The organism is Sanguibacter gelidistatuariae (assembly GCF_900096585.1).
Classification (GTDB): domain Bacteria; phylum Actinomycetota; class Actinomycetes; order Actinomycetales; family Cellulomonadaceae; genus Sanguibacter; species Sanguibacter gelidistatuariae.
Genome location: NZ_FMYH01000010.1, coordinates 69,709 through 83,665, shown reverse-complemented (window position 1 = coordinate 83,665; position 13,957 = coordinate 69,709). Strand labels below are relative to the sequence as shown.

The window sequence follows — 13,957 nt, the reverse complement described above, 5'->3', positions numbered from 1 at the left end:
CATCCCAGGAAGTTGTCCTCGTGCCTCTCCGTTCCCTCGCGGCCGCGGCTCTCGCCGCGTCCTGTCTCGCCCTCACGCTCGCCGCCTGCTCCGGCTCGCCCGACGCCGAGGCCGTGCCCGACGTCGGGCCGGCGGCCACCGAGGTGGCCGTCTCCGGTGACCTGCGCACCCACGACCCGGCGCTGATCATCGACGACGCCGGCACCGACGCGACCGACGACGACGTCTGGTACGTCTTCTCGACCGGCGACGGGCGGGTCGCGCTCGGCGCCCCGCAGATCCGCCGCTCGCTCGACGCGGGCGCGACGTGGGAGCACGTGGGCGAGCTGTGGACGGCCGCCGACGAGCCCTACTGGTCCCGCGAGATCATCGAAGGGGTCGACAACTTCTGGGCGCCCGAGGTGATCGCCCACGAGGGGACCTACTACGCCTACTACTCGGCGTCGACCTTCGGCTCCAACACCTCGCTCATCGGCCTCTACACGAACACGACGCTCGACCCCGACGACCCCGCCTACCGCTGGGTCGACCAGGGCGAGGTGTGGCGCTCGGACGGTACCGCTCCGTACAACGCGATCGACCCCGGCGTCGTCACCGACGCCGACGGGACGCCGTGGATGGCGTTCGGGTCCTTCTGGGACGGGCTGTTCATGGTCGAGCTCGAATGGCCCTCGGGCAAGCCCGTCGGGGCGACGCCCGAGCAGCCGCGCGGGACGGCCGAGCCCGTCCACCTGGCCGACCGCGGCACCGCGACCAACGCGATCGAGGCGCCCTACGTGCTCTCCCGCGACGGCTGGTACTACCTCTTCTTCTCTCGGGACTCCTGCTGCAAGGGCACTGCGAGCACCTACAACATGGCAGTGGGCCGCTCGACCGACCCGGCCGGCCCCTACCTCGACGCCGACGGCGTGGCCCTGCTCGACGACGGCGGCACGTCGTTGCTGGACACCGACGGCGCGATGATCGGCCCGGGCGGACAGTCGGTGTACCAGCTGGGCGACACGGCCTACCTGGCGTTCCACTACTACGACGAGGACCTCGGCGGAGACTTCCAGCTCGGTATCCGGGAGCTCGCGTGGACCGAGGACGGCTGGCCGGTCGCGCGGACCGCGTCTGAGCTTGTGGCGCGCGCGGCGCCGGTCGACTGAGGGCTCGCTGGGCTCCCGGTGACAATCGTCCTACGTTCGGTGCTCTATCTCTTGCTAAACAGGTATCGCGCAGCGCCCGGTCTGACGCGTGCGGAACGAGCCTAGGAGCATCAGTGGGAGACATCGGTCAGGTCCTGGTCTCGGAGATCGCCGGAACCGGTGTGCTCATGACCCTCGGGGTCGGGGTCGGGGCGAACGTCACCCTGGCCCGGACTTTCGGCAAGGGTGGCGGCTACCTCATGGTCGCCCTCGGGTGGGCGCTCGGTGTCTTCGCCGGCGTCCACGTGGCCCACGCCTCTGGCGCGCACCTCAACCCGGCCATGACGCTCGGGATGCTCGCGAGGTCCGCCGTGCCCGGCGGTCCGGCCGAGTACGCCCCCGGCATCGCGATCACCGCCTCGACCACGGCCGCCTACCTCACGGGAGAGCTCGTCGGCGCGATCTGCGGGGCGATCCTCGCGTGGTCGGTCTACCGGGCACACTTCGACAAGCACCCGGTGCCCCACGACAAGCTCGCGGCCATGGCCACCGGCCCGGCCATCAGGTCGCTCGGGCGCAACGCCTTCGGCGAGGGCGTCGCTACGTTCATCCTCGTGTTCGTGCTGCTCCAGCTCGCGCTCACGCCGTCCGCGCTGGGACCACTCGGCGTCGCGCTCACTGTGCTCGGGGTGGGCCTAGGGCTCGGCGGCGTGACCGGCTGGGCCATCAACCCCGCCCGTGACCTGGGCGGTCGGATCGCCCACGCGATCCTGCCGATCTGCGGGAAGGGCAGCAGCGACTGGTCCTACGCATGGGTCCCCGTCGTCGGACCGGTCGTCGGCGGGGTGCTCGGCGGCGTGACCGCCCAGCTCATGAGCTAGTCGGAGATCCGCCCGCCTCCGTCCCGCCGTGCGGTCACAGGACCTTGGAGTAGATGACCGCCGGCTCTGCGTGCTCGACCTCGTCGAGCAGAGCGACCAGCCGGACGAAGTGCGGGGTGCGGGTGTGCGCATCCAGGTGGGCGCGGGACTCCCACTCCTCCACGAGCAGCAGCCGGGTCGGGTCGTCGGCCCGCTGCAGCAGCTCATAGCTGATGCAGCCGGTCTCCGTGCGGGTCTCTTCGACAAGCTCGCGGTACAGCTCGAGCGCCCGGGGGAGCGCGGAGACCGGCACGGTGGCGGGAACGACGACGCGGATCATGGAGCGGTGGAGCCTAGCGGTCGAGCCGGTGGCGGATCGACCGGGTGGCTGAGCGCAGCGCGAGCCCACCCGCCCAGGCGAGCCCTGCCCAGCTTGCCGTCTTGAGACCACGCTTGGCCGCGCGGCGTCGGCCACGGAACTCACGGATCGGCCACCCGATCGTCTTGGCGTGCTTGCGCAGCCGGGAGTCGGGGTTGATCGCGCACGGGTGGCCCACGGTCGAGAGCAACGGCACGTCGTTCATCGAGTCGCCGTAGGCCGAAGACGCCTCGAGGTTGATGGCGAGGCGGGCGGCGAGGGCCTGGACTGCGGCGGCCTTGGCCTCGCCGTGCATCATGTCGCCGACCAGGCGACCCGTATAGTGCCCACCCTCGTGCTCGGCGATCGTTCCCAGGGCGCCGTTCGCGCCGAGCCGGCGCGCGATGAGATCGCCGATCTCGATCGGCGTCGCGGTCACCAGCCACACCTGGTGGCCGGCGCTGATGTGGGCGTCGAGGAGCTTCTGGGTGCCGGGGAATATGCGCTGCGCGAGCACCTGGTCGTACACCTCTTCGCCGATCGCGACAACCTCCGCGACGGAGTGCCCGGTCATGAGGAACAGCGCGCGGGAGCGGACCTCGTCGATCTGAGACTTGGTCTCCCCGACCGTCAGATAGCGGGCCTGCTGGAAGGCGAAGTTGAAGATGTCCCGCTTGCGGAAGAACCCTCGTTGCCACAGCGCCCGGGCCAGGTGGAAGGAGCTGGCGCCCCGGATGATCGTGTTGTCGACGTCGAAGAAGGCGGCGATCGGGCGGGCGTCGGGGGTGGGCGAGACGTCGGGGAGTGCGCCCTGGACGACGGCTTCGGTCGGCGCGGCCTGGGCCACCTCTTCGCCGGTCTCGAGGTCTGTCCTGTCGGTGCGCACACACCCACTGTAGTCAGACCTCTAGGGTTGAGAGCATGAACGACGAACTACAAGCAGGTGAACGGGTGGTCGTCTACACCCGAGCGGGCTGCCATCTGTGCGCCGAGGCCGAGGAGGTCGTGGCTCGGGTGTGCGCCGCGACCGGTTCCGGGTGGATGACGATCGACGTCGACACGTCACCCGAACTGGCGGGCCGCTATGGGGAGTACGTGCCGGTTGTCATGGTCGACGGTGTGCAGCAGGGCTTCTGGCGCATCGACGAGGCGCGCCTGACGCGCCTGCTCACGCCATGACGTCCCGGGGGGACCGAACCGTCCCGCAGGCGAGCATCGAGCGTCTCCCGGGGTACCTGCAGGTGCTCAGCGACCTCGCCGCACGCGGCGTGACCGGGACGTCGTCGGCCGAGCTCGCCGGGCTCGCGGGGGTGGGGCCTGCGCAGCTGCGCAAGGACCTCAGCCACCTCGGATCGCACGGTACGCGCGGTGTCGGCTACGACGTCGTGCATCTGCGTGAGCGGGTGCGGGCGGCGTTGGGGGTCGCCCAGGAGCTGTCCGTGGCGATCGTGGGGGTCGGGAACCTGGGGCACGCGCTGGCCAACTACTCGGGCTTCACCGCGCGAGGCTTCACCGTCGCGGCGCTCTTCGACAGCTCACCGGAGATGATCGGTACGGTCGTCGCCGGCGTGGTGGTCGAGGACTCCGCGCGGCTCGCTGATGAGCTCGCGGGGCGCGGGGTGGCGATCGTCGTCATCGCCGTGCCGGGGGAGCGCGCCCAGGCGGTGTGCGACGCCGTGGTGGCCGCCGGCGTGCGGGAGGTCCTGAACTTCGCCCCCCGGGTGCTGCAGGTCCCGCCCGGGGTCGAGCTGCGCTCGGTCGACCTGGGCAGCGAGCTCCAGATCCTCGCCTTCCACTCCCGCAACCGCCCCTGAGGCGACGAACCCCCGCTGAGTGCAGGAATTTGTACGCGACACGCCGGGGCGACACGCGCATCTTCATGCACTCAACGGGGGAACGAGCCGACCGGGGCGAGGCCCGGTCGGGTGGGGGTCAGGCCTTGATGGCTGAGAGGTCGAGGGCGATCTTGACCTTGTCGCTGACCAGGACGCCGCCGGCCTCGAGGGCCACGTTCCAGGTCAGGCCGAAGTCCTTGCGGGAGACCTCGGTCTTGGCCTCGAAGCCTGCGCGCGGGTTGCCGTAGGCGTCCACGGCGGAGCCGGTGTACTCGGTCGCCAGGACGACGGAGCGGGTCACGCCGTTGAGGGTCAGGTCACCGGTGACGGCGAAGTCGTCGCCGTCGGCCTTGACCGAGGTCGAGACGAAGGTCCAGGTCGGGTTCTTCTCGGCGTCCCAGAAGTCGGCGCTCTGCAGGTGCGCGTCGCGGTCGGGGCTCCCGGTGTTGACCGAGGTCGCGTCGATCACGGCGGTGACCGTGGAGTTCTCGATGTCGTCACCGACGGTGATGACGGCCTCGGCGATTGCGAGGGTGCCGCGCGCCTTGGAGATTCCGGCGTGGCGCACGGTGAACGATGCGCTCGAGTGGCTGGCGTCGACGTTGTAGGTACCGGCGACGAGGCCGGCGGGGAGGGTGGTCGAGGCGGTTGCAGTCATGAGGTGCTCCTGTATGTGGTGGGGGTCGGTGTACGTGCCGGGCCTGACCCGGCGATGGATGACTCGAAGTCCGGCTGACGGTGACTGTCAAGAACTATCACCTTCAATAGTTGAAAGTTCTACTATATAAACGAGGGTCAGCGCAAGTGCCTCGCCGTACCAATATTTGGTGAGATTCGCGGCGAAGGTCGAGATCGGCAGAATCTCGCGGCCGAGGACGCTATCGTCTGCGGGTATTGGTACGCCGTATTGGGACGGCGCGCCACGCAGGGGGAGGCGCGTCCATGGCAACCGAAACACCCGAGATCCCGTGGCTCTCGGACGAGCAGCAGGTCAGCTGGAGGGCGTTCCTCGAGGGGGCGTCCCGACTCTCGGAGGCGCTCAACAGGGACCTGGAGGGGGACTCGGGGCTCTCGCTCAACGAGTACGAGGTCCTCGTTCGGCTCTCAGAGAACTCGAGCTGGACCATGCGGATGTCTCACCTGGCGGACAGTCTGGCCCATTCTCGGAGCCGCGTCACCCACACCGTCCGGCGTCTCGAGGAACGTGGCCTGGTGAACCGGGAGTCCTGCGTCATCGACGGCCGTGGCATCAACGCCGTCCTGACCGACGCCGGATACGCCGTCCTGAGCGACGCCGCACCGAAGCACGTGCGCTCGGTGCGCCGCCACCTCGTCGATGTCCTCACCGCAGAACAGCTCGCCGTGCTCGGCGAGGCGATGGAGCGCGTCGCGGAGGCCTGCCGCGACTGAGCCGATGCGCCAGTCCGGGCAGAAGTTTGGGAGACTTCTCACATGGCCACCACGACAGTCCACCTCATGCGTCACGGCGAAGTCTTCAACCCCGAGAAGATCCTCTACGGACGGATCCCCGGGTATCACCTCTCCGAGCTCGGGCACCAGATGGCGCAGCGCGTCGCGGACCACTTCGCGGCCGGCGACTTCGACGTCACCGTGGTGACCGCCTCCCCGCTGCAGCGTGCGCAGGAGACGGCGACCCCGATCGCGGGGGCCCTCGGGCTCGAACTCGGGACCGACGAGCGCCTGATCGAGGCGGGCAACTACTTCGAGGGCAAGACCTTCGGCGTCGGCGACGGCTCGCTGCGCCACCCCGAGCACTGGCCGCACCTGATCAACCCCTTCCGTCCCTCGTGGGGCGAGGCGTACAAGGAGCAGGTCGCGCGGATGCACGCGGCCGTCGACACCGCTCGTGAGCAGGCGGAGGGCCACGAAGCCGTGCTGGTCAGCCACCAGCTGCCGATCTGGATCGCGCGACAGGCCTTCGAGAACAAGCGGCTGTGGCACGACCCCCGCAAGCGCCAGTGCTCCCTCGCCTCGGTCACCTCGCTGCGATTCGACGGCGACAAGCTGGTCGGGCTGCACTACACCGAGCCCGCCGCCGACCTGCTGCCCGGGGCCCAGAAGGGCTCCGGTGCCTGAGGCGCAACGAGACCGACGTCACGCAGATCACAGGTGATCTGGAGCGCACTTCTCAGAGTTCTCCCAGTCGCAAAGGGGATAGTGGACTGGTGTTCTCTGCAACCCGACCGTCGCCCGTCGCCCGTGTCCGTGCCCCCCGACCCGCCCTGCGTCGCACCCTGGTCGCGGTCGCGGCGCTTGGTGGGCTGCTGCTGACCTCGTGCGCGTCGGACTCCGGGAACACGAATCCGAACGACGTCGCCGACCAGGGCTACCTGTCCGGGGACGGCAGCCTGCGGACGTGGGCCGTGTCCGACCGCGGCGAGGCCGTCGCGCTGACCGGCACAGACTTCTCCGGCGCACCGGTGGACTCGACCGAGTTCGCCGGCGATGTCGTCGTGCTCAACACCTGGTACGCGGCCTGCCCGCCGTGCCGCGCCGAGGCGCCCGCCCTGCTCGAGGTCGCGACCGCGCGGGCCACCGACGGTGTGCAGCTCATCGGCATCAACGGGACCGACGACGCCGGTGCCGCGCTGGCCTTCGAGCGCGAGCACGCCATCACCTGGCCGAGCATCGCCGACACGAACGGGTCGGTCGTGGCCTCCCTGCAGAAGGTCGTCCCGGTCCAGGCGGTCCCCACGACCGTGGTGCTCGACCGCCAGGGTCGGGTCGCTGCCCGCGTGCTCGGCCAGGTTGATGCGACGACCCTCGACGGGCTGGTCGCGGACGTGCTCGCCGAGACCCCGGGGGCCTGACCCCACGTGTCCGCGCCCCTTCTGCTGACCGAACCTGTCCAGGTGGTCGCGAGCATCGCCGGTTCGGTCGGCACCACCATCTTCAGCGGGTCGATGCTGCTGGCCATCCCGGTCGCGCTGCTCGCCGGCTTCGTCTCCTTCGCCTCACCGTGCGTGCTCCCGCTCGTCCCCGGCTACCTCGGTTTCGTCGGCGGCCTCTCGGCTGCAAGCGTCGGCGGCCCCGGAAGTCCCTCCTCGACGCAGGCCACCAAGGCGACCAGCGGCCGCCGCCGGGTCGTCCTCGGGGTGAGCCTGTTCATCGCCGGCTTCACCTTCGTCTTCGTCTCGATCGGCGTGCTCGCGGGGTCCATCGGGTCCGTCCTGGTGCGCTGGGAGGACGTGCTCATCCGCGTGCTCGGCGTCGTCGTGATCCTCATGGGCCTTGCGTTCCTGGGCGCCGTGCCGTTCCTGCAGCGTGAGCGGCGCATGCACGTGAGCCCGACGGCGGGCTTGTGGGGCGCGCCGCTGCTCGGCTTCGTCTTCGGGCTGGGCTGGACGCCGTGCCTGGGCCCCACCCTCACCGCGATCAACGCGCTCGCGCTCAATGAGGGCTCGGGGCTGCGTGGTGGTCTGCTCGCGGTCTTCTACTGCATCGGCCTGGGGCTGCCGTTCCTGCTGATCGCGCTGGGCGCGCAGAGCACCAAGCGCGGTATGGCCTTCCTCAAGCGTCACCGCCTCGCGATCATGCGGATCGGAGGCGCCATGCTGGTGCTCATCGGCCTCGCGCTGGTGACCGGGCTCTGGGGCGAGTGGAGCCGAGCCATGCAAGGGTTCATCGGCGGAACAGGGACAGTGATCTAGTGGCCAAGAACGCCAAAGTCCCAGAGGACCGGTCCTACCGCCCGGAAGGCATCGACGACTCCTTCGCGGGGACCGACGCCCCCACCGTGAACGCGCCCCAGATCGGCGTGACGGGCATGCTGCGCTTCGTCTGGCGTCAGCTGACCTCGATGCGCGTGGCGTTGTTCCTGCTCATGCTGCTCGCCGTGGCGGCCGTGCCGGGATCGATCTTCCCGCAGAAGTCGCAGAAGCCGGCCGAGGTGGCGCAGTACCTGCGCGACAACCCGACCTTGGGCGAGTGGTTGAACCGGCTGGGCTTCTTCGACGTCTACTCCTCGGTGTGGTTCTCCGCGATCTACCTCCTGCTGTTCGTCTCCCTCATCGGGTGCATCCTGCCGCGGGTCAAGGCGCACCTGCACAACCTGCGCGGCGCCCCACCGCGCACCCCGCGCCGATTCGCTCGGTTCCCCGCGAAGGGCCGCCTCGACGTCGACGCCGCGCTCGCCGACGCCGACGACGTGACCGCCGCGGCCCGCACCCACCTGCGCCGACGCTTCCTTGGCCTGCCCAAGTTCCGCGTCGTGACCGCAACGGAGCCCGACGGCGCGCGCACGCTGAGCGCGGAACGCGGCTACCTGCGCGAGAGCGGGAACCTGCTCTTCCACATCTCCCTGCTCGGCCTGCTCATCTCCTTCGGCGCCGGCCAGATGCTCGAGTACCGCGGCCAGGTGATCATCACCGAGGGACGCGGCTTCGCGAACTCTGTCGTCGAGTACGACACCTTCGACAAGGGCGCGCTGTTCACCGAGAACTCCCTGCACCCGTTCTCGATGACGCTCGACTCCTTCGCGTCGAAGTTCCGCATCACCGATGCCAAGGCCCAGGACTTCACGGCGTCGGTCACAGTCCGCGAGACCGACGGATCCGAGCGCCAGGAGACCATCAAGGTCAACGAGCCGCTGAGCCAGGCCGGCGCGAAGATCTACCTCCAGGGCAACGGCTACGCCCCCTACGTCACCGTGCGCGACGCCGCAGGCGAGATCGCGTTCTCGGGTCCGGTCCCGTTCCTGCCCGAGGACGACATGTACACCTCGCAGGGTGTCATCAAAGTGCCCGACGTCTCGACCGGGGAGCAGATCGGCCTCGTCGGGTACTTCCTGCCCACGGCCGAGATCACCGATGACGGCGCACGCTCGATCTTCCCGGACCCGATCAACCCCGCGCTTGTGCTCACCGTCTTCCACGGCGACCTCGGCCTGGACGGGGGCGTGCCGCAGAACGTCTACCGGCTGCAGACCGACGCGATGACCCAGTCGGTCGAGGCGGACGGGACTCCGGTGACGCTGATCGTCGGCAAGGGGACCACGGTCGACCTCCCCGACGGTCTCGGCACGATCGAGTTCAGCGAGCTGCCTCGGTTCGTCGCTCTCGACCTGCGCTACGACCCCACCCTCGTATGGGTGCTGGTCTTCGCGCTGACCGCGCTCCTGGGCGTGTCGATCTCCCTGTTCACCCCGCGCCGTCGGCTCTGGCTGAGGGCCCGTACGGAAGCGCCCGACGGCGAGAACCCTCGTACAGTGGTCGAGGTGGCCGGGTTGGCCCGTGGTGACGACATGGGCCTGCAGAGCGAGGTGGACGCGCTCGTCGCGGCGCTGAGACGCCTCGACCCGCTGCCCGACGCCGTTCCCGACTCCGATGAGGCCGCTGACGAGGCGGCCCTCTATGACGAAGCGCCTGCACCACCCACAGCTCCCACCAGTCCCGCTCGTGAAAGGCCGTCCGATGAACCTCTCTGAGATCAGCGATCTCTTAGCCTGGGGAGCAGCGACCGCATACACCGTCGCCATGATCGCGTTTGCGATGGATCTCTCGAAGATGTCCGACGCGATCGGTCAGCGCAAGGCCGAGGAGCTCGCACGCGTCCCCGTGGGTGCGGGCGCGCCCGTGCGTGCGGCCGCTTCTGCGGCCTTCCCCGCCGACCCCGAGGGGGGTCGTCGCCGGAGCAAGTCGCTGGGCGTTGCGATGTCGACGCTGTGGCTCGGCTTCATCATCCACGCGGTCGCCGTGGTCACCCGCGGCGTGGCCGCGGGCCACGTGCCGTGGGCCAACATGTACGAGTTCTGGCTCACCGGGACCTTCCTGGCGATCGGGATCTTCCTGCTGCTCCAGCTCAAGCTCGACGTCCGCTTCCTCGGCGTGGTCATCACCTTCGTCGCGGTGACCTTCCTGGTCCTCGCGCTCAACGTGTTCCACGTGGTCGCCGACGAGGTCCAGCCCGCGCTGCGCAACTACTGGTTGGTCATCCACGTGGGCGTCGCGGTCTCCGCGACCGCGGTGTTCACCGTGGCCTTCGCCACGAGCGTGCTGCAGCTGCTGCGGGACTCCCGGGACAACGGCTCGACGCTCCTGCACGGCGAGGGTGCCGTGATCCGCGGGCGCAACGTCGCCGCGGGCAAGTTCTTCAACTGGCGCTTCCTCGACGCCATCCCGACCCCGACGGCGCTCGAGGCGCTGAGCTTCCGGCTCAACGGCCTCGGCTTCGTGCTGTGGACCTTCACCATCATCGGCGGGGCCATCTGGGCCGACGGCGCGTGGGGCCGACCGTGGGGCTGGGACCCCAAGGAGGTCTGGAGCTTCATCGTCTGGGTGGTCTACGCGGCCTACCTGCACGCTCGCACGACCCGCGGCTGGTCCGGGCGCCGTGCCGCGTACTTCGTCGTCGTGGGCTACGCGTGCGTGCTGTTCAACTTCACCGGCGTGAACATCCTCTTCAGCGGCCTGCACTCCTACTCAGGAGTCCAGAACGCCCCCAACGCCAAGTAACCGGCCCGCCCAGGCCAGGACCACGCACGCGATCCTGCCCGGTGTCCCCGCGGACACCGGGCAGAGTCACATCCGGACATCCCCACCCGGTCCCGCACCCCATCCGGTCCCGCACCCCACCCGGTCCCGCACCCCATCCGCAGGTCCACCCCCCTTACCCCACCCTCCACCGGCGATCGCCGGCGATAGGTGTCCGGTTTCCGCCCTGTCTCCGCCGCCAAGGGGGCGGAAATCGCGCACCTATCGGGTGCGCGAGAGCGGGTGGGTGAGAGCGGGTGGGTGGGGGCCGGCACGGGCGCGGGGAGCAGGTCGGGGCCGGCGGGGATCAGGCTGTGGGCTTGGTGTCTGGGCCCTGGTCGTCGCGGAGCTCGGGCGGCGTGGTCTGGTCGTGGGCGCCGTGGTCGTGGTCGTGGGTGCTGTGATCGCGGGCGGACGTGTCGTCGGGCGCTGCGTTCGACGTCCCGGCATCGGCGGCGGGACGGGCCTGGCGGCGCTGCTCGCGGGCGAGTCGCCACAGGAACTCCGGGTCGTCGTCGGGCGCGAGGGGACCGCTGGGGCGACGGCGGGTCCTGGGGGAGGTGCCGGCCGACGGGTGGCCCGGGCCGGCGCCCTGGCGACGACGTGAGCGGCTGAACACGATCCAGGACAACGGCCCGAAGTACGGCAGCAAGATGATGATCACGGCCCACAGCCAGCCGGGGATCCCGCCCCGGTCGCGTTCGTCGCTGGAGGCGAAGTCGGCGAGGGCATAGACGAGGAGGGCGAAGGCGGCGATGACTGCTAGGGCGCGGAACATCTCTCCAGCCTATGCGTTTACGCTGAGCGGGTGCCCTTCATCATCTATTCCGTGCTCCGACTGGCCCTGATCCTCGTCCTTGGCGTGATCCTCTACGCGATCGGTCTGCGTGACCTCCTGCTTCCCGTCGTGGCGATCGTGCTGGCGCTCATGGTGTCCTACCTGCTGCTGGGCAGGCAGCGTGAAGCCGCAGCGATGTACCTCGCCGGCCGCAAGAAGACCCGCGAGGTCACCGGGGAACGGTTCAGCAGGGCGGTCGAGGATGACGCCGCGCTCGAGGACTCCGAGGTCGACACGGTCGTCGACGGCTCCGCCCGGCCGGTCGACCAGCTGGAATCAGACCAGGTGGAATCAGACCAGCTGGAATCAGACCAGCCAGACTCAAACAAGCCGTAGCGGCCTGCGGCCGGAGCCGCCTGCACGCTCACTCGCCTCAGATCGCCAGCCCGAGTCCGAGCAGCACCCCGAAGCCGAGCTCGTACATCCCGGTCGCGGCGAGCACCGGGACCAGCAGCCGGCCACGCGCACCGGCGAGGACCGGGATGCTCAGCAGCACGGCGGGGAAGACGAGCAGCAGGACGATCACGGCCCATCCGTTCGCGAAGGCGCACGCGACGCCGAGCACGAGCGGCAGCCAGATCATCGCGACGTAGGCCCGTCGGGCGCGGAAGTCGCCCATCCGCACCGCGAGGGTGCGCTTGCCGACGACGGCGTCGGTCGGAATGTCGCGGATGTTGTTCGCCATGAGGATCGCGCAGGCCAGCAGGCCCACCGCGACCGCGCCGAGGACCGCGGGAACCGTCACCCGGTCGATCTGTGTGTACGTCGTGCCGAGCACGGCCACCAGGCCGAAGAAGATGAACACCCCGACCTCACCGAGCCCGAGGTACCCGTAGGGCTTCTTACCGCCGGTGTAGAACCACCCGGCGGCGATCGACAGCGCGCCGACGGCGAGCAGCCACCAGTGCCCGGAGATGATCACGAGGGCCAAGCCGAGCAGCGCCCCCACACCGAAGGAGGCGAAGGCGGCCCACTTGACCTGGGACGGCCGGGCGATGCCAGCGGCAGTCAGCCGCAGCGGGCCGACACGGTCGAGGTCGGTGCCGCGGACCCCGTCGGAGTAGTCGTTGGCGTAGTTCACCCCGACCTGCAGCGCGAGCGCCACGAGCAGGGCGAGGAGGGCCGGCACCACGGCGAAGCCGTCGACCTGCGCGGCCGCCCCCGAACCGACCAGGACGGGGGTCGCGGCCGCGGGCAGGGTGCGCGGGCGGGCGCCTGCGAACCACTCAGAGGGCGTTGCCATGGAACTCCGATCAGTTGTGGGTGGTCGAGCCGGCCCGGCCGAGCAGCCGTGCTGCGACTCTCGTGACCCGGTGACGATCGATCTTCCCTGGTCCGCGTTGCGCGAGCTCGTCAACGATCACGACGTGGCGCGGCGCGGCAGGTGTTCCCAGGATATCGGTGACGTACGGGCGGATCTGCGCGAGCAGCCCCTCCGGGGTCGCTTCCGTTCCCGCAGCCAGGGTCACCACGGCGACGACGGACGTGCCCCACTCCGGGTCGGGAAGCCCGACGACGCATGCCTGGGTGATGCCAAGGGCTCCGGTCAGGAGGGCCTCGACCGCCGCGGGGGCGACGTTCACCCCGCCGGTGATGAGCATGTCGTCCCCGCGTCCCAGGATGGTGAGGTGGTCCGCGCCGTCGGTAGCGACAACGACGCCGACGTCGTTCGTGCTCAGCCAGCGGCAGCCCGCGGAGTCCGTGGCGAAGGCTTGCGCGGTCGCCTCGGCGTCGTCGGCATAGCCGTCGGCGAGGACCGGCCCGCTGATCTCGATCCGCCCCTCGCGGATCCGCACCCGGACGCCGTCGAGCGGTGCGCCGTCGTACACGCAGCCGCCCGCGGTCTCGCTCATGCCATAGGTGATGACCACGCGGACGCCGGCGGTGGCGAGCGCGGCGAGCAGCGCCGGCGCGGGCGCGGCGCCGCCGAGCAGGACGGCGTCGTAGCCAGCGAGGGCCTCCAGGCCGGCGGGGGAGCCGGTGCGGGCGTCCTCCACGAGCCGGTGCGCCTGGGTGGGGACCAGCGAGGTGAAGCGGCGGGCGCCGGTGAGCCGCCCGGACGCCTCGGCGAAGGCCTGGGACCGGAAGCCGTCGTGCAGGTCCATGACCTGCGGCGTCGTCCCTGCGAGGACCGACCGGGCGACCACCTGGAGACCGGCGACGTGCGTGGTCGGCAGAGCCAGCAGCCACTGGCCGTGTCCGCCCAGGCGCGTAGCGGTCGCCTCACCCGAGGCGCGCACGGCCCGCGCGGACAGGACCACGACGCGGGGCTGGCCGGTCGAACCGGAGGTGGGCACCCGCAGCTCGGCACGGGGGGAGCCATCCGGTGCCGAGAGCGCGGCTGCGACCTGCGCGACGACCTCGGAGCCTTCGCGGGAGGCGGGGTCTGGTGCGGGAATCTGTACGCTCTGGGGTGTGCCGGTCACCAGATCAGCCTAGATCGGCCTC

The 13,957-nt window shown here is 70.2% G+C and carries 17 protein-coding genes; 11 read left to right on the top strand and 6 right to left on the bottom strand.

What is annotated here, in order from left to right:
* The first annotated feature begins 20 nt into the window (after positions 1-20).
* Together BLQ50_RS17215 and BLQ50_RS17210 are read left to right on the top strand one after the other, a co-directional pair.
* Positions 21-1,148, top strand: coding sequence for an arabinan endo-1,5-alpha-L-arabinosidase (locus BLQ50_RS17215; RefSeq protein WP_093186425.1), 1,128 nt, complete (start codon positions 21-23; stop codon positions 1,146-1,148).
* A gap of 113 nt (positions 1,149-1,261) precedes the next feature.
* On the top strand, positions 1,262-2,008 hold the full coding sequence (locus BLQ50_RS17210; protein WP_093186422.1) for an MIP/aquaporin family protein: 747 nt from the start codon (positions 1,262-1,264) through the stop codon (positions 2,006-2,008).
* Between the two features lie 34 nt (positions 2,009-2,042).
* On the opposite strand, the gene BLQ50_RS17205 is transcribed toward BLQ50_RS17210, so the two are convergent.
* A complete protein-coding gene (locus BLQ50_RS17205) occupies positions 2,043-2,327 on the bottom strand; it encodes a putative quinol monooxygenase (protein ID WP_093186420.1) in 285 nt (94 codons plus the stop codon).
* Between the two features lie 13 nt (positions 2,328-2,340).
* Entirely contained in the window at positions 2,341-3,231 is an 891-nt protein-coding gene (locus BLQ50_RS17200) for an HAD family hydrolase (RefSeq protein ID WP_245701338.1), read from the bottom strand.
* A gap of 35 nt (positions 3,232-3,266) precedes the next feature.
* On the opposite strand from BLQ50_RS17200, the gene BLQ50_RS17195 reads away from it, so the two are divergent.
* Together BLQ50_RS17195 and BLQ50_RS17190 are read left to right on the top strand one after the other, a co-directional pair.
* Positions 3,267-3,524 carry a glutaredoxin family protein gene (locus BLQ50_RS17195; protein ID WP_093186417.1) on the top strand — a complete coding sequence of 86 codons (258 nt, stop codon included), beginning with the start codon at positions 3,267-3,269 and terminating at the stop codon, positions 3,522-3,524.
* Positions 3,521-4,159, top strand: coding sequence for a redox-sensing transcriptional repressor Rex (locus BLQ50_RS17190; RefSeq protein WP_093186415.1), 639 nt, complete (start codon positions 3,521-3,523; stop codon positions 4,157-4,159). The genes BLQ50_RS17195 and BLQ50_RS17190 overlap by 4 nt, the downstream gene beginning before the upstream one ends.
* A gap of 118 nt (positions 4,160-4,277) precedes the next feature.
* Here the strand turns inward: BLQ50_RS17190 and BLQ50_RS17185 are convergent, their stop codons facing one another.
* Positions 4,278-4,838 carry a YceI family protein gene (locus BLQ50_RS17185; RefSeq protein ID WP_093186412.1) on the bottom strand — a complete coding sequence of 187 codons (561 nt, stop codon included), beginning with the start codon at positions 4,836-4,838 and terminating at the stop codon, positions 4,278-4,280.
* Between the two features lie 284 nt (positions 4,839-5,122).
* Between BLQ50_RS17185 and BLQ50_RS17180 the strand changes: the two genes are divergently transcribed.
* The 6 genes from BLQ50_RS17180 (at position 5,123) to ccsB (ending at position 10,653) form a co-directional block, all read left to right on the top strand.
* Positions 5,123-5,590, top strand: coding sequence for a MarR family winged helix-turn-helix transcriptional regulator (locus BLQ50_RS17180; RefSeq protein WP_093186409.1), 468 nt, complete (start codon positions 5,123-5,125; stop codon positions 5,588-5,590).
* Between the two features lie 42 nt (positions 5,591-5,632).
* A complete protein-coding gene (locus tag BLQ50_RS17175; RefSeq protein ID WP_093186407.1) occupies positions 5,633-6,277 on the top strand; it encodes a histidine phosphatase family protein in 645 nt (214 codons plus the stop codon).
* Between the two features lie 89 nt (positions 6,278-6,366).
* Positions 6,367-7,011, top strand: coding sequence for a TlpA family protein disulfide reductase (locus BLQ50_RS17170; RefSeq protein WP_342672072.1), 645 nt, complete (start codon positions 6,367-6,369; stop codon positions 7,009-7,011).
* 93 nt (positions 7,012-7,104) lie between these two features.
* A complete protein-coding gene (locus tag BLQ50_RS17165) occupies positions 7,105-7,851 on the top strand; it encodes a cytochrome c biogenesis CcdA family protein (RefSeq protein WP_093186521.1) in 747 nt (248 codons plus the stop codon).
* Entirely contained in the window at positions 7,851-9,626 is a 1,776-nt protein-coding gene (resB, locus tag BLQ50_RS17160; RefSeq protein ID WP_425424112.1) for a cytochrome c biogenesis protein ResB, read from the top strand. Before BLQ50_RS17165 ends, resB begins: the two co-directional genes overlap by 1 nt.
* Complete coding sequence (gene ccsB / locus BLQ50_RS17155) at positions 9,613-10,653, top strand: c-type cytochrome biogenesis protein CcsB (protein WP_093186404.1); 1,041 nt, start codon at positions 9,613-9,615, stop codon at positions 10,651-10,653. Before resB ends, ccsB begins: the two co-directional genes overlap by 14 nt.
* 325 nt (positions 10,654-10,978) lie before the next feature.
* Here ccsB and BLQ50_RS19240 read toward each other — a convergent pair whose 3' ends face one another.
* Positions 10,979-11,449 (bottom strand): PLD nuclease N-terminal domain-containing protein, encoded by a 471-nt coding sequence (locus tag BLQ50_RS19240; RefSeq protein ID WP_093186402.1) that lies wholly within the window; start codon positions 11,447-11,449, stop codon positions 10,979-10,981.
* Positions 11,450-11,479: 30 nt separating this feature from the next.
* Here BLQ50_RS19240 and BLQ50_RS17145 point away from each other — a divergent pair, with 30 nt between their 5' ends.
* Positions 11,480-11,845 carry a DUF4229 domain-containing protein gene (locus BLQ50_RS17145; RefSeq protein WP_093186399.1) on the top strand — a complete coding sequence of 122 codons (366 nt, stop codon included), beginning with the start codon at positions 11,480-11,482 and terminating at the stop codon, positions 11,843-11,845.
* A 37-nt stretch (positions 11,846-11,882) separates the two neighbouring features.
* On the opposite strand, the gene BLQ50_RS17140 is transcribed toward BLQ50_RS17145, so the two are convergent.
* Both BLQ50_RS17140 and BLQ50_RS17135 read right to left on the bottom strand, forming a co-directional pair.
* Positions 11,883-12,752, bottom strand: coding sequence for a 1,4-dihydroxy-2-naphthoate polyprenyltransferase (locus BLQ50_RS17140; RefSeq protein WP_093186395.1), 870 nt, complete (start codon positions 12,750-12,752; stop codon positions 11,883-11,885).
* Between the two features lie 10 nt (positions 12,753-12,762).
* Complete coding sequence (locus BLQ50_RS17135; RefSeq protein WP_245701337.1) at positions 12,763-13,935, bottom strand: AMP-binding protein; 1,173 nt, start codon at positions 13,933-13,935, stop codon at positions 12,763-12,765.
* Positions 13,936-13,957 lie beyond the last annotated feature (22 nt).

Excerpts from the sequence above, each read along its gene's own strand:
- BLQ50_RS17205 (WP_093186420.1), bottom strand. The coding sequence starts at position 2,327 with ATGATCCGCGTCGTCGTTCCCGCCACCGTGCCGGTCTCCGCGCTCCCC.
- BLQ50_RS17195 (WP_093186417.1), top strand. The coding sequence starts at position 3,267 with ATGAACGACGAACTACAAGCAGGTGAACGGGTGGTCGTCTACACCCGA.
- BLQ50_RS17190 (WP_093186415.1), top strand. The coding sequence starts at position 3,521 with ATGACGTCCCGGGGGGACCGAACCGTCCCGCAGGCGAGCATCGAGCGT.
- BLQ50_RS17185 (WP_093186412.1), bottom strand. The coding sequence starts at position 4,838 with ATGACTGCAACCGCCTCGACCACCCTCCCCGCCGGCCTCGTCGCCGGT.
- BLQ50_RS17180 (WP_093186409.1), top strand. The coding sequence starts at position 5,123 with ATGGCAACCGAAACACCCGAGATCCCGTGGCTCTCGGACGAGCAGCAG.
- BLQ50_RS17175 (WP_093186407.1), top strand. The coding sequence starts at position 5,633 with ATGGCCACCACGACAGTCCACCTCATGCGTCACGGCGAAGTCTTCAAC.
- BLQ50_RS17165 (WP_093186521.1), top strand. The coding sequence starts at position 7,105 with ATGCTGCTGGCCATCCCGGTCGCGCTGCTCGCCGGCTTCGTCTCCTTC.
- ccsB (WP_093186404.1), top strand. The coding sequence starts at position 9,613 with ATGAACCTCTCTGAGATCAGCGATCTCTTAGCCTGGGGAGCAGCGACC.
- BLQ50_RS19240 (WP_093186402.1), bottom strand. The coding sequence starts at position 11,449 with ATGTTCCGCGCCCTAGCAGTCATCGCCGCCTTCGCCCTCCTCGTCTAT.
- BLQ50_RS17140 (WP_093186395.1), bottom strand. The coding sequence starts at position 12,752 with ATGGCAACGCCCTCTGAGTGGTTCGCAGGCGCCCGCCCGCGCACCCTG.